Origin of the sequence: Vibrio sp. RE88 (genome assembly GCF_013113835.1) — a bacterium.
GTDB lineage: Bacteria > Pseudomonadota > Gammaproteobacteria > Enterobacterales > Vibrionaceae > Vibrio.
On record NZ_VTYQ01000003.1, the window covers coordinates 841,136 to 855,363 of the forward strand.

The window sequence follows — 14,228 nt, forward strand, 5'->3', positions numbered from 1 at the left end:
CCTGATCCCGCTCACAAAAATTTTCATCACCACCTTTACTGTATAAAGAAACAGTATATACTGTTTTCTTATACAGTATTGTTCATTTAAACAGGTACAACAAAATGCTGGCTCATCTAAGTGTTAATAATTTCGCTATTGTTAAATCTCTACAGCTGGAGCTATCTCACGGCATGACCACCATCACCGGAGAAACTGGTGCGGGTAAATCTATTGCAATTGACGCTTTAGGTCTTTGCTTAGGTGGTCGGGCGGAAGCCGGCATGGTACGTCAGGGGGAAGAGAAAACCGAAGTCAGTGCGGCCTTTTCCCTTGAGAACAACATTCACGCAACGCGTTGGCTAGAAGATAACGATCTGCTGGAAGGTAGTGACTGTATCTTGCGTCGCATCATCAATAAAGAAGGCCGTTCAAGAGCCTTTATTAATGGCAGCCCGGTACCACTTTCTCAACTAAAAACTCTTGGGCAATTACTGATCAATATCCATGGTCAGCATGCGCACCATCAACTAATGAAAAGTGACTACCAGATGGCCATGCTGGACCAATATGCAGGCCATACAAACCTTTTAAAAGGTACTCGTAACGCCTACCAAAATTGGCGCCAGACCGATAACAACCTTAAGCAGTTAAAAGAAAATAGTGCAGCTAACCTTGCACAAAAACAACTGCTTGAATACCAAATCAAAGAGCTTAACGAGCTCTCTCTTGGCGAGGATGAATATGAAGAACTCGAACAGGAACACAAAAGATTGTCTAACAGCGGAGAACTCGCCGCCACCTGCCAACAAGCCATCGAGCTTATTTACGAAGGTGAAGAAGTTAATGCGCTTGGTATTCTCCAATCAGCCAGTAGCTCCCTGATCCAGCTTGCTGAATTGGATGAAGCGCTTGCAGAACTGCCAAACATGCTCTCAGAAGCCATCATCCAAATCGAAGAAGCCAATAGTGAATTGCGTGGCTATCTCGACAACATAGATGTTGATCCTGCTCGTATGGCGTTTGTTGAAGATCGATTCTCAAAAGTCATGTCGATGGCGCGTAAACATCATGTACTTCCAGATGAGCTATATCAGCATCACCAAGATTTGTTGTCACAAATCGAGGCTTTAGATTGCTCCGATGAAAAGCTGGAAGAATTAGAGCGAGCAGTTGAAGCCAAGTATCAGACTTTCCTGACCTCAGCGGAAAAGCTTCACAAATCTCGCTGTCGCTACGCTAAAGAGCTCAACAAGCTTATCACTGCTAGCATGCACGAGCTCAGCATGGAAAAAGCACAATTCTGTATTGAAGTGGATAAGCAGTGTACTCACCCTTCTCCACTCGGAATGGATAATGTCTGTTTTGTGGTCTCAACCAACCCAGGTCAGCCTATGCAGCCTATCGCAAAAGTAGCGTCTGGTGGTGAGCTGTCACGAATCTCTCTAGCGATTCAAGTCATTACAGCACAGAAAGTCGATACCCCAAGTTTGATCTTCGATGAAGTCGACGTGGGCATCAGTGGGCCAACTGCCGCTGTCGTCGGGAAAATGCTGCGTAAGCTTGGTGAATCAACTCAAGTTCTGTGTGTCACTCACCTGCCTCAGGTTGCGGGATGCGGCCATCAACAGCTCTTTGTGGCTAAACAAACTAAAGCCGGAAAAACAGAAACTCAGATGCATACGCTGGATAACGAGCAGCGCGTATCCGAGTTGGCCCGATTGCTTGGCGGCAGTGAAATTACAGAGTCAACCTTGGCGAATGCAAAAGAGTTACTGATTGCGGCTTGATAGAGTCTACGGCTGATTCTCAACTTAGCGCCAAAGTTCCTACTTAGGGGAATTTTGGTACGAGTTTGCAACTAAATTCAAAAATCGTGGTCTGAAACAGTTCAAAACAAGATGAGCTTTTTACATTAGCGCTCAGCTTGTTTATTATCAGCCCAATTTGAGAAATATCCGTTACAAGAATTTATCCGTATGCAATTGAAAAAGTGGCTAATCGCTGTACCACTCTCTATGACACTGTTGACTGGCTGCTCTTTGGTAGAAAAGCTGGTATATCGAATTGACATCAACCAAGGTAACTATGTTGAACAACAAGCCGTCGATCAACTGAAGTTTGGTATGACCAAAGAGCAGGTACGCTTCGTGATGGGCTCACCAATGCTAATTGAAAACGGTTATCCTGATACTTGGTACTACATTTACCACCATACCGAAGGGCACAAAGATTCGGTGCAGAAGGACTTGATCGTCAATTTCAACGATAAAGGCCAATTGGTCGATGTGACTGGAGACTTCCCACCTAGCTCTGATTTCTTTGAAGGAATCAATTAAGGAAGCGAGAAGCGAGAAGCGAGAAGCGAGAAGCGAGAAGCGAGAAGCGAGAAGCGAGAAAGTTTTAAGGGTTGGCGCATAGCGTCAACCCTTTTGTTTTAGCATTAAGTAAATCAACCAGAAGAAAGGTGATTATCTTAAAAGCTAATTACGCTCAATCTTCCTTCCTAAGTGGATTCTTTTTACCGCCAGTGACTGGGTCTGCTGCCCCTGATTCTTTGGCTTGCTCAGCGCGTTTACGGCGAATTTCTTTCGGGTCTGCAAGCAGTGGGCGATAAATTTCAATACGGTCTTTATCACGAATCGTAGCGTTGAGCTTCACGTTGCGGCTGAACACTCCCACTTTGTTCTTGGTCAGATCAATTTCTGGGTATTGCTCTAAAACACCAGATTCTTTAATGATCTCCTCAACCGTCATCGACTTATTGACCACTAAGGTATATACCCGTTGCTCTAATGGGAGAGCGTAAACCACTTCAACGTGGATCATATCAGACTCAATACTCATAGCACGGATAAACCTGTTTAGCGCGTTGAGTAAACGCATTCACCATATTGCTGGTAAGCTCGTTAAAAATCTTACCAAAAGCCATTTCGATCATTTTGCTGGAAAATTCAAACTCTAACTTAAGCTCAACTTTGCAGGCTTTATCGTCTAAGGCAGTAAAAAACCAACCCCCTTTCAATGTCTTAAAAGGGCCGTCAACCAAATTCATTAAGATCGCTTCACCACTGACGAGCTCATTTGAAGTGGTAAACGTTTTACTGATGCCCGCTTTCGAAACGTCAACGGAAGCAACCATGGCAGAACCACTGGATTCAATCACTCGGGAGCCTGAACAACCGGGTAAAAATTCAGGATAACTGGCTACATCATTTACCAGCTTAAACATCTGTTCAGCACTGAACGATACCAGCGCAGAACGGCTGACTTGCTTCATATAGACTCCTCATAGCGCACACCTAAACAGCAGGCATGTACCAATTTTACTTTTATTTGCACTCAGCGCAAATAAAGGGATTTCCTAACTAAGTTCCTGACCGTATAATGCAGCCATTATGGCAAAGAAAAAATCGAAACAAAAAGCGGGTAGCAATACCATCGCTGTCAATAAGAAAGCTCGCCACGAATATTTCATTGATGATGAAATCGAAGCTGGCATGGAGCTTCAAGGCTGGGAAGTTAAAGCACTTCGTGAAGGCAAAGCAAACATCGCAGAAAGTTACGTATTTATGCGAGATGGTGAAGCCTTTGTGAGTGGTATGACTATTACTCCTCTTAACCAAGCATCGACACACGTTGTGGCGAACCCTACACGTGTTCGTAAACTACTGATGAGCCGTCGTGAGCTTGATAACCTTTTTGGTCGAATTAACCGTGAAGGTATGACGCTTGCTGCACTCTCGCTCTACTGGTCTCGCTCTTGGGTGAAGATGAAAATCGGTGTAGCAAAAGGTAAGAAGCTGCACGATAAACGTACTGATCTGAAAGAAAAAGATTGGGCGAGAGAAAAAGCTCGCGTAATGAAGAGTTCGCTGCGCTAATATTGAGCACTTAAACGCACAAGTCTAGACAGGTTACGCTTTTCTGGTACTATGCGAAGAACACTTTGGGGCTGATTTAGGATTCGACAGGAATTTTGCAGTCTGAGGTGCATGCCGTGGGGCGGTTGGCCACGTAAAAAGCCGCAAAAAAATAGTCGCAAACGACGAAAACTACGCACTAGCAGCTTAATAACCTGCTCAGAGCTCTCTCGCCCTAGCTTCCGCACGTAAGACGGGGACCAACGAGAGATCAAACCCAAACGCGCTAGCCCGGATTCTCCCGCCTGAGAGATGAACGGCGAAATTTAATTCAGGATAGTCACTTACTGGCGTGTCGGTTCGCAGGTACTTGGTGAATTTAAAGATCGACTAAGCATGTAGTACCAATGATGAATGGTTTTTGGACGCGGGTTCAACTCCCGCCAGCTCCACCAAACGTTTGGAAAGGCCCAGCTCTTACGAGTTGGGCCTTTTTGTATTCAGTCGAGCTTAAAATGTCTGTGCTGTTTTGTACGCACACATCGCTCGCGCTTTCTCACTGCCCTCTGCTTCATTTTGCTGGAAACAGTGGCGATATGACGCAACGTATTGGTTGAATGCTTCCATTGCAGCGGGTTTAGGTTGAGTTAATAACTTCTCAATGAATTGACGTGAGCCGACTTCGAAGTGCTGGGTGTCTATCGGTGTATTCCAATCACCACCCCAAATAAGAAATCCGTGGTGTGCGAAAAGCTCCGTGACGTCTTCGGCCATGCCTTGGCGTTCGATCTCATTTCGAGCTCGAAAACGAGTTCGGTTGATATAGTTGTCTACAGATTGAATCGGTTTGACGGTAATTTTTCCATCTGGTCCAAACTCTAGAAACGGGTTTTGTACTGGGTTGATATCAATGGCGACACCGTAAGCATGTTTCGACCAACTGGACCCACCTGTGATGGGGCGAGCATTGAAAGCACTGCTGTTGTTCGCGGCCATCGAAGCATTATCATCACCTTTGAATTCACGCATCAAACGAGCGGAATGAAGAGGAAATTGACGTTTATGCAGTTCTGCAAAAATCTGGTCAACGGAAGGCGCGACAACATCGAACACGATCATGCTGCCTTGCTTCGTTTGACCATCAAAAGTGACGAAGTCGAAATCCACTTTAGAAAGCCTATCACAGCCTACCGGAGCACCTGCACTCAATACTCCCTGCTTCTTCATCATGCCACATTGCCACTCCGAAACAGGGGCGATTTTAGCGTACCCCGTCGAACTCAATAAGACAGCGAGCAAGCCCAGCCAATGTTTTTTCATTTCACTTATCTCAACGTATTGGTAGCCAGAAGATGGGCATATTCTAGCGAAATGACTGATTAGGCGAGACATTTAAAGCACTGACTTTACGTCAAATTGTGACTCTGACTCCGAGAAGCTTTCAAGTACGCGTTTAAGAATGAAAGCAACATTTAGATTCCGTATGCAAACGGATAGAAAAACTCAATAGAAAGCCAACAACTTTCTATTGAGTTTTTGCGATATGGATTTAATCAACTTTCGTTGCCTTTGAAACTATTCACCGCGGAGGCGACACTTTCGGCCCCGGTATGTATTTCGTCCATCGTCTCTGAGACGGTTTGAATCTTGCCACTGGCTTCCTGAGCAACATGATTGACGTCATTCATCGCTTGAGTGACTTCTTTGGTCAGCGACATATTTTTGTTGACCACCTGAGTGATTTCTTCCGTAGACTCCGATGTCCTTGAAGCTAACTGACGCACTTCGTCGGCTACCACGGCAAAGCCTCGGCCTTGGTCACCAGCACGTGCTGCTTCAATAGCAGCGTTCAGTGCTAACAAGTTAGTTTGCTCGGCAATACTGCCTATGGTTTTTACAATTTCAGACACATCATCCGAGAGCGACGCTAGTTCTTCGACCTGACTGATCGATACTGTCAGGTTATCCATCATTCTTTGTGAAATCCCGACCGTATCTTGCAACACCTGATTACCTTCCTGAGCCACTTGCGATGTTTGCAACGCGGTTGAATAAGCGATGTTTGCCGCTTCTGAGATCGCCATTTCGCGAGTCACATCATTGGTAATGTCTGAGGCAAATTTCACCACCTTGTACACTTCTCCTTTCTCGTTACGCACCGGGCTGTAAGATGCCTGAATCCATAACTCTTCTCCGTAGCTGGTCTTGCGCAAGAATCGACCGGAGAAAGCACGACCTTGGGCCAGTTCGCGCCAAAAGTTTGGATTTTCCTGATAAAAATCATCGAAGCAGAACATACGGTGATGTTGGCCCTGAACCTGTTCAATGGCGTACCCCAAGCCGGAGAGGAAATTCTTGTTCGCATCGAGAATGGTGCCGTCGGGCTGAAATTCAATCACGGCAAAGTTTTGATGTAACGCTGTAATGAGATCTTTATCCGCCTGAGCTTTCTTCACTTTTTCAGTGACGTCACTGGCAATTTTCATCACGCTTTTCACAGTACCGTCATCATCGAAAACGGGAAAGTAGGTCGCTTCAATAATGACCAAATCCCCCATTTTACTGTAGCGTTCAAAAGTGCCGGATTTCACTTCACCTCGCGCTAAAGATTGCCAGAACTGCGAGTAATCAGCACTTTGGGTATAACTCTTATCACAAAATATTCGATGATGCTTACCCATTAGCTCTTCAAGTTGGTAACCCATCGCTTGTAAGAACAATGGACTGGCATTTTGGATGTGCCCCTGAGTATCGAATTCAATCGTAACTAACGACTTGCTCATGGAAGCAACAATGAGATGATTGTGATGCTGGAGACTAAGCTCTTGTTCAGATTCTTCGTTGTTTTTGTCAAATGGCCACATAACTTGCACGCTCTTCATACTCAATGAATTGCTTTAAGTATGGTTGCTGGTTTGAATTATGCACACACCTCTAAAGGGGTAGCAGTAGCCGCTATTCTCAAGGACTTAGAGCGCAGTTTTTCATGAAAGTTGAGTGAGAACATCGGTTTAACTATGCAACAAACCACCCATTAATTAGATTAATGGGTGCCAATAGACCAATAACTAAGGTGTGCATCAGTGATGATTCCTGTACTCAGAGTTTTATGTGTTTTTAGCCTGTTTTTCTCTTGTTTTTATACATTTGCAGCAGAAAGATTCCCATTGGCACCACCGGACACCAGTAGCCCACAAGCAACTTACCTCAGCTTCACACGCTTAGTCGAACAGGCGAACCAAACACTGCTAGAGCTCCCCTCTCTCCCCGCAGCAGAGAAAGAGGCGGCCAGACAATCAGTGTACGCCCTGTTCAATAAAGCGATGCAATGCTTTGACCTGTCTGACGTGCCTAAATCGAGCCAGCAGCGAGTCGCACTTGAGTCCGTCATGTTGATGAAAGAAATTCTCGATCGTCTACCTGAATTTGACGCTGCATCGATTCCTGATCAAAAAAAGCTGAGCTACTGGCGATTGCCACATACTCAGTTGGTCATTGAAAAACAAACCGATGGCAAATACCTGTTTTCCGCTCAAACCGTCGATAAACTCTACTCTAGCTATCAGCTCGTCAAGCATCTACCTAACCGTAACGGCACCGTGGAAGATTTTTACCAGTATTACTCACTGAGTGCCGGGAAGCTGATTCCTCCCGCTTGGTTTGGTTATATTGAAGCCCTCCCCGATGTGTTTATGGAAGAATTTTCCGATCAAGCAATTTGGCAATGGCTCGCACTAGCAATGGTAAGCATCGCGTTGTTTGCTTATGGTTATGCGGTTTATCGCTTTATTGGCAACACCATAATGACGCCGATTTTTATGGCTTTGGGGATTGGTGGCTTTCTGTACCTGATCAGTCATGAAATCAATATGACGGGCAAGCTGATGTCGACGTTAAACGTCTCTGGTGAGCTGTTGATCTGGCTGTTAGTGACTCAGTCCGCTTACCTGATTGGCTATAAGGCCTGCACGGTTTTGCCTAATCGAGGTGAGCAGGCGTCTAACCTGCGCCAAAGCGTGACACAAATTGTCGGCACGTTAATCGGATCCGCTCTGGCAGTGTCCATCTTTGGCTATGGTTTAAGCCGCATTGGTGTGCCGGTCTACGGCATCGTCACCGGATTGAGCCTTGGTGGTATGGCCATCGCTCTGGCGATTCGCCCGACGATGGAAAACCTGATCGGTGGCGTAATCCTGTTTATGGACAAATCATTGTCCGTTGGCGATTACTGCCAAATTGGCCAAGTCTCTGGTGTTGTTGAGCGTATCGGCGTTCGTTCGACACGAATTCGGGCCAAAGATCGCACCCAAATCACCATTGCCAATGGCGACTTGGTCAAGATGGAAATCATCAACTTCACACGTCGTGATCGCTACCCGTTTACCACTCAGATAGGTCTGCGTTACGAGACGACTATGCCGCAGGTTGAGCAAATTGCGTATGAGATAAAAACAGCGCTTCTCGCCCACCCCGACGTTCTCGAATCCCCGTTACGAGTCCATTTCTCAGCCTTTGGTGAATACAGCCTAAACATTGATGTGCTGGCTCATATTGATACCAAAGACAGAAATGAGTTCTTGCAGTTGCAGCAAGATTTGCTGATGCGTATCGAACAAATTGTAAAAGCCAATCACGCAGAGTTTGCTCTGCCAGCCCAAACAACCTACCTGCACATGGCAGCAAACACAGCAGAACAAGGCCGCTCCGAATCAGAAGCGCTCACTTAAAATGATTGAAATGGAGCAATGGCTAAACCCATAGGGATTGCTCCATTTCACTTTACGGCAATCGGATCATATTTGTGGCTGGGAGCCTGAATCACTTTGCTCACTTCGTGTAGCAAACTTGCTTGGTAGCCACTTTTCAATCAACACGGCAATGGCCTGACACACCATGACTAAGGTAAATGGGATTGCTCCAGCAATCGCAACCTGTTTATTCAGGTCGACATCGTTAATGGTGACCAGTGCTAGGCCCATCACAACAACAATGACAGACCAACTGACTTTACTGCTGGTGCGCTCATCTCCCGTCAGCATGCCTGCGGCATAAATAGCTGAATCCGAACTGGAAATAACAAACGTCAGCAACAGCACTAACGCCGTAATAGAAAGAACACCACTTAATGGTAAGTGTTCAAAGAAACTAAACAGACCTTTCGTATAATCCTGCTGCACAGCTGTAACCACCTCATTGAGATAGCTGCTTTCAAACACCGCTCCGGCAAAACTTGAGAACCACACAATCGACGCCAAAGTGGGTACCATGACCGTACAAAACAAAAACTGGCGAACGGTTCTACCACGGCTGATACGCGCAATAAAAGGCCCTACGAATGGCGCCCAGGCAATCCACCAAATTAAGTAGATCACCGTCCACCCTTGGCTCCACTTCTCTCCACCTTCGATGGCTGACAGCGAAACCTGTGGCAGAATCGCGATGTAAGCTTCCAGCGAACTGGCAAGACGGCCAATCACACCCGCAATATCAACATTCACAAGCACAAAACCTAGCAACGCGACCATCAGCCAAATATTGAAGCTACTCAGCCGCTTGATCCCGCGTTCAAGCCCAAGAACACTGGAAAAAGTAAACAGCACGCCAATGACTATGGTCAGCCCAATACGCAGGTTAGTCAGGTCAGCCGTCGTGCCCGTCAAACTTCTCACACCCTGCTCGACCAGCGCCATGGTGTTGGCCAGCACTCCGGCGATACCAAACAAAATCGCCAGCACAGCGATCAAATCAACAACACCTAGCCAACCCGTGCGGCGACGAGAAAACGAGGTACTCACACGCATTGGCCGCTGTTTAACGTAAGCTAGCCACCCCATCAATAGCCCTGCTAACGCATAGAGACTCCATGCGTGTACCCCCCAGTGAAAATACGTCAGGGCGAGCGCTGTATCTTGCGCATCATTGACCACCTCTACAGGTGGCATGTTGGCAAAGTGGAAGATAGGCTCTGCAACGCCCCAGAAAATCAGCCCCGACCCCATGCCTGTCGTAAAGAGCATGACGAGCCAAGAGATGAAGCTAAACTCTGGTTGTTGGTTGCCCAGTTTCACCTTTCCTAAAGGCGACAGACACAATACCGCGCAGGTAACAAATGCCAACGTGGAGAGTAAGATCACTTCATCATCAAGTTGAGCAATAACTAGGTTGGTCAGCTCTGCAATTTTGTACACACTAAACTGAGGAAACAGGGTTACGATAGCAGCCGTAGCAATAGCAAACCCCATAATCACGCGAGATTGAAGGTGATTTGAATTCATAATTTGATAAGCCTTTAGAGGCGAAGATAGGTATAGAACTACTGTGCCGCCACGCCTGTTTACTGTCTATTAACAATCGTTTCTCCTCATCAGGAATGCGCAACCAATCACAGACAGAAAAATTTGTTTATCCCCCCCAAGTTACTTGAGATTAATGCCGATTAGACGAACTGTTGTCTTGCTGATAATCAACACACTCGTTAACACTTTTCTCGACGTCGATGCTCATATCGCTGTTTATAATCGCTAATCATTGTCATTAGTAGAAGTCATCACCTTGATACCGGGAAAATCATATTTCAAATCGCTCAAGAAACGCTGGAAGCAACAGGCCAAAGATAAAGTCAAAGCCATGCTGCTAGGATGCGTACCGGGACAAAAAAATCCAAAACAACAATTAGGCGCTTCCCGTCCGGCTGGTAGCTGCCAATTGAAACACACCCTCTGCCACAACCTTGAACAATATGAAGGTAAAGTGCCTCACATGTACCTCGATACCCAAGGACACGTGACAACCGGGATTGGGCACTTGATTGCCAATGCGCATCAGGCTGCGGAATTGGAGTTTCTCCATCTATCTTCGGGGAAACGAGCCACAAAATCAGAGATCATTAAAGAGTTCACACGGATAAGGAAGCTTCCCTATGGGCAAAAGTACGGTGCAGGTTTTTACAAAAAGCACACTGGCTTGGTTCTGAGTGACCAAGCCATGCTCATCATGATGGAGCAGCACATCGAAAACTTTGAGAACGAACTGTGGGCTATTTATGGCAAGGCAAACTTTGAGCGTTTACCAGACAACGTCAAGCTGGCGCTGTTTGATATGATCTTTAACTTAGGCATGCCCAAGCTTAAAAATACATTTGTAAAATTTAATCAGCATATTCACACGGGCAACTTCCGTAAAGCGGCGCAAGAGTGTCGCCGCCGAGGTATCTCAGACCATCGAAATCAATATGTGAGATCCCTACTGGAAAGCGCATAAAAAAGCGCCCCATTTGGGGCGCGCTACTTATTGTGAGTAAAGACGTCGAATAGGCTCAGGCTCAACATAATCAATCAGCTCATCATTGCTCAGCTTATCGATTTGATCCTGAGTGGCCGACACCACCAGCACATGCTGATTATCCAGTGCGTCGACGACTTCAATGCCATTAGAATGAAGAAGCTCTCTAGCTTGCTGCTCTTTGCCTTCATGATACTTCACAAAGAACCGCGGTTGCTCTGCCGCTGCCTGTGCAGGTCTCTTATCCACTGGGGGAAACGCCGGATTTCCTGCCATTGCACTGGCGGAGAAAGTCGCGGCCAGTAGGCTGAGAGCGCCAACACATGGCAATGACGTTAATATCTGCTTCTTCATACTCACTCCTTATTGAAATGATAGTGTCCAGCTATTGATGCTGCCCGTGTCTTGGTTAGCACTGTCTACTGCGTTCAATTTCCAGATTCCTTTAGATTCAAAGCCACTAAAGTCAGCTTGGTAAGTTTCCTTGATGTTGTTCGCCGAACTGCCAGTGTTGTCATGCAGTGTCACCTGATGCCCCGTCGGCGACGTTAACGTAACACGTAAATCACCGATGTATGTGTGACTGATGTCCAGTTCAACGGATACCGAACCCGCGTCGCCAGAGCGTGATACGTCTAATGAACTAGTCGCACCTGCGCTGTTGTTATCTGGAATCGCAATGGTATCTGAGTTAGTAAAGCTTGATGGCGTTTGGTTCCCAGAATCTGCACCGTTATGCGTTGCAACCAGAGAGGCTCCGCTGTACGCAGAGTAGCCGTACACCAATACTTCATAAGTGCCCGCAGAACTTACGTTCAGTGAACAGCTTTCACCATTACCTTGTTCCCATGAACGGCAGTCATAGGTACTGGTGCTAGGCGTACCATTAAAACGCACGTACATATCCGCATCACCTGTACCACCACTTAGGTTAAAGGTCGCTTGAGTTGCATCAGAAGGAACGTCGAAGGTGTAAATTGTGCTTGATTTGCTTCCTGCAGATAGTGAAGTTTTCGCTACACCATTCTCAAGTACTTTACTTAGATCGACTGGGCCATTACAGCCAGAGTCCAAGTAAGTCTTCGCCGCATCCGCATTCACCAAACCATAACCTGTACGGTTGTCACGGCCTTCAGAATCGATATCTGTTGCCGATGCTGTCAGCGCTTTACGTACTTGTTGTGCCGTACACGTTGGGTGGTAGCTCCAGACTAAACCAGCAACACCCGTTACGTGTGGCGTCGCCATAGATGTACCATTGTAGTACTCGTAGTCTTCGCCCATAGTGGTTTTAACTGTGACAGTTTGACCAAGCTGATTCGCCAGCTCTAGACCGAATTCACGGTCAACTGTGACAGAAACCATACGATAGTCGTCGTTGTCATCCAGTACGAATGGGTTCTGTAAACCTGATAATTCTTGGTTACTGTATACGATCGCTGCTTTAGCACCTGCGTTGTAACATGCCTTCACTGGATTGATTTCTGGACGAACGCCCGTCGCCTGATTATCGATACGCTCAGTCAGACAAATCTTGTCTGACATGTCGCCACAGTTGTAGCTGCCTGACGAGATATCACAAGCCGCAAGAGGCGCGGTAAAAGTGCCTGCAATTGGAGCTGACTTGTATGGGTTATCAAAGTCAGCCGGGACTTTTAGGATCTTACGGTTATGTGGAACGACGCCACGGTCGAAGTTGCTCACTCCGTTAACCGTAATATCTGAAAGCACACCTTCACCGACAGTTACGGTTGACAGTACCGCCACACCTGGCGCTGCAATCTCTACCTGATCGGTTGCTTGAGAGAAAGCCGCATGCTGGTTTTTGTTGTCCACTGCCGCCACTGACATCACAGAATCATAAGAAGCTGGGTAGCTGTGCGCTGTGTTACCTGAGTTACCTGCCGCAGCAATCAGCAGAACGCCATCATCGTATATAGACTGAAGTGCGTTGCGCTCTGTTCGGCTCGATTGACTACCACCGAGGCTCATGTTGACCACGTCTGCGCCGTTATCTGCACAGGTCTGGATCGCCTTCACTAAGCTTGAAGAGTAGCCCCAACCCGCTTCATTAAACACCTTAACGATATGCAGATTCACGTTCTGGTTTGGCATCACGCCTTTAACGCCTTCGTTGTTAGCAATCGCAGCGATGGTACCTGCAACGTGAGTACCGTGAGCGTTATTGTTACCCGGAGAGCTCCATGAGCCTGTACCACTGTCGTTGGTACCTTGGACACGGTTACCACTCAGGTCGTTATGACTGATGTCGTAACCTGAATCAATAATACACACAGTACGGTTACCCGCATTGGAGTCACTCAACAATTGAGCGTTAACGGCACTGAAGCCCCAAGGCGTGGTCTCGCTCAGTAGGTAGCGTGGAGGATCGACCTCAACATATTCAACCTGGCTATTCTCTCGCAGTGCCGACAGCTCGCTGTCATCCACTTCCACACTGTAAAGTGCTTGGTTACCCAATTTCTCTACTTTGCGAGCTTTCACTTCATCTAACACCGCTTCACGCGCTTTCGATGGAGCCACTGCTGAACGAGCCATTGAGAATGGTGCAGGTGCATCTTCTTTGAACTTGACTATATATTTAGTCGGGAGATCGGCCTCATTAAAGCCCATTGGTGACGCTGCAAAAGCAGACGTAGCACCAGCCATAGCCACTGTCATTGACGATAGGACGAATATCCCTTTGGTTTTATTTATCATGTTGTGCATTTGCTCTGATCCTTTTTGAGCTATTATTATTCACTTTATTCTCATGAACAGTCATTCTTCATAACTACTCAAGAGAGCACTAGCTATAAAGTATGCTTATAAAACATCCAATATTTTATAAAATAAAACATTCACAAACAGGCAAGAAATCAATTAAACAACAGGGCTAGTTAACATTGAATGGTTAATAAAAAACCTTAAAAAGCAATTAGTTAATAACACAAAATGCATTTGTAGTTATTTTATTTGAGTTTTTATTCCAAAAAGGGGAAAGATGATATTATTAACAATTAAGCATCGTAGAAGTCCTGACTCGACAACAAATCAGAAAGTGACAATTTAGTCACTAAAATGAATAAAGGACAATTCCTGCTA

Annotated in this window: 12 protein-coding genes and 1 other RNA gene; 6 read left to right on the plus strand and 7 right to left on the minus strand. The window is 46.3% G+C overall.

Features of this window, described 5'->3' with window-relative positions; all coding sequences use genetic code 11:
* The first annotated feature begins 104 nt into the window (after nt 1-104).
* Together recN and bamE are read left to right on the plus strand one after the other, a co-directional pair.
* Nucleotides 105-1,769: a DNA repair protein RecN gene (gene recN / locus F0265_RS09845; protein WP_171748705.1), complete on the plus strand. Its 1,665-nt coding sequence runs from the start codon at nt 105-107 to the stop codon at nt 1,767-1,769.
* Between the two features lie 189 nt (nt 1,770-1,958).
* On the plus strand, nt 1,959-2,318 hold the full coding sequence (gene bamE / locus F0265_RS09850; RefSeq protein WP_006959629.1) for an outer membrane protein assembly factor BamE: 360 nt from the start codon (nt 1,959-1,961) through the stop codon (nt 2,316-2,318).
* A 154-nt stretch (nt 2,319-2,472) separates the two neighbouring features.
* Here the strand turns inward: bamE and F0265_RS09855 are convergent, their stop codons facing one another.
* Nucleotides 2,473-2,826, minus strand: a complete 354-nt coding sequence (locus F0265_RS09855; protein WP_006959630.1) for an RnfH family protein — start codon at nt 2,824-2,826, stop codon at nt 2,473-2,475.
* Complete coding sequence (locus tag F0265_RS09860; protein ID WP_006959631.1) at nt 2,816-3,259, minus strand: SRPBCC family protein; 444 nt, start codon at nt 3,257-3,259, stop codon at nt 2,816-2,818. Before F0265_RS09860 ends, F0265_RS09855 begins: the two co-directional genes overlap by 11 nt.
* Nucleotides 3,260-3,377: 118 nt before the next feature.
* On the opposite strand from F0265_RS09860, the gene smpB reads away from it, so the two are divergent.
* Nucleotides 3,378-3,863 (plus strand): SsrA-binding protein SmpB, encoded by a 486-nt coding sequence (smpB, locus tag F0265_RS09865; RefSeq protein ID WP_006959632.1) that lies wholly within the window; start codon nt 3,378-3,380, stop codon nt 3,861-3,863.
* 67 nt (nt 3,864-3,930) lie between these two features.
* Nucleotides 3,931-4,297, plus strand: a transfer-messenger RNA (tmRNA) gene (gene ssrA, locus F0265_RS09870).
* A 55-nt stretch (nt 4,298-4,352) separates the two neighbouring features.
* On the opposite strand, the gene F0265_RS09875 is transcribed toward ssrA, so the two are convergent.
* Both F0265_RS09875 and F0265_RS24685 read right to left on the minus strand, forming a co-directional pair.
* A complete protein-coding gene (locus F0265_RS09875) occupies nt 4,353-5,162 on the minus strand; it encodes a M15 family metallopeptidase (protein WP_171748706.1) in 810 nt (269 codons plus the stop codon).
* A gap of 233 nt (nt 5,163-5,395) precedes the next feature.
* Nucleotides 5,396-6,706, minus strand: coding sequence for a PAS domain-containing methyl-accepting chemotaxis protein (locus tag F0265_RS24685; protein ID WP_171748707.1), 1,311 nt, complete (start codon nt 6,704-6,706; stop codon nt 5,396-5,398).
* Nucleotides 6,707-6,928: 222 nt separating this feature from the next.
* On the opposite strand from F0265_RS24685, the gene F0265_RS09885 reads away from it, so the two are divergent.
* Complete coding sequence (locus F0265_RS09885; RefSeq protein ID WP_171748777.1) at nt 6,929-8,569, plus strand: mechanosensitive ion channel family protein; 1,641 nt, start codon at nt 6,929-6,931, stop codon at nt 8,567-8,569.
* Between the two features lie 66 nt (nt 8,570-8,635).
* Here F0265_RS09885 and F0265_RS09890 read toward each other — a convergent pair whose 3' ends face one another.
* A complete protein-coding gene (locus F0265_RS09890) occupies nt 8,636-10,117 on the minus strand; it encodes a BCCT family transporter (RefSeq protein ID WP_171748708.1) in 1,482 nt (493 codons plus the stop codon).
* Nucleotides 10,118-10,370: 253 nt separating this feature from the next.
* Between F0265_RS09890 and F0265_RS09895 the strand changes: the two genes are divergently transcribed.
* Nucleotides 10,371-11,102 carry a hypothetical protein gene (locus F0265_RS09895; RefSeq protein ID WP_253809389.1) on the plus strand — a complete coding sequence of 244 codons (732 nt, stop codon included), beginning with the start codon at nt 10,371-10,373 and terminating at the stop codon, nt 11,100-11,102.
* A gap of 27 nt (nt 11,103-11,129) precedes the next feature.
* On the opposite strand, the gene F0265_RS09900 is transcribed toward F0265_RS09895, so the two are convergent.
* Both F0265_RS09900 and F0265_RS09905 read right to left on the minus strand, forming a co-directional pair.
* Nucleotides 11,130-11,477, minus strand: coding sequence for an ATPase (locus tag F0265_RS09900; protein ID WP_038156476.1), 348 nt, complete (start codon nt 11,475-11,477; stop codon nt 11,130-11,132).
* A 9-nt stretch (nt 11,478-11,486) separates the two neighbouring features.
* On the minus strand, nt 11,487-13,853 hold the full coding sequence (locus F0265_RS09905; protein ID WP_171748709.1) for a S8 family serine peptidase: 2,367 nt from the start codon (nt 13,851-13,853) through the stop codon (nt 11,487-11,489).
* Between the last annotated feature and the right edge of the window lie 375 nt (nt 13,854-14,228).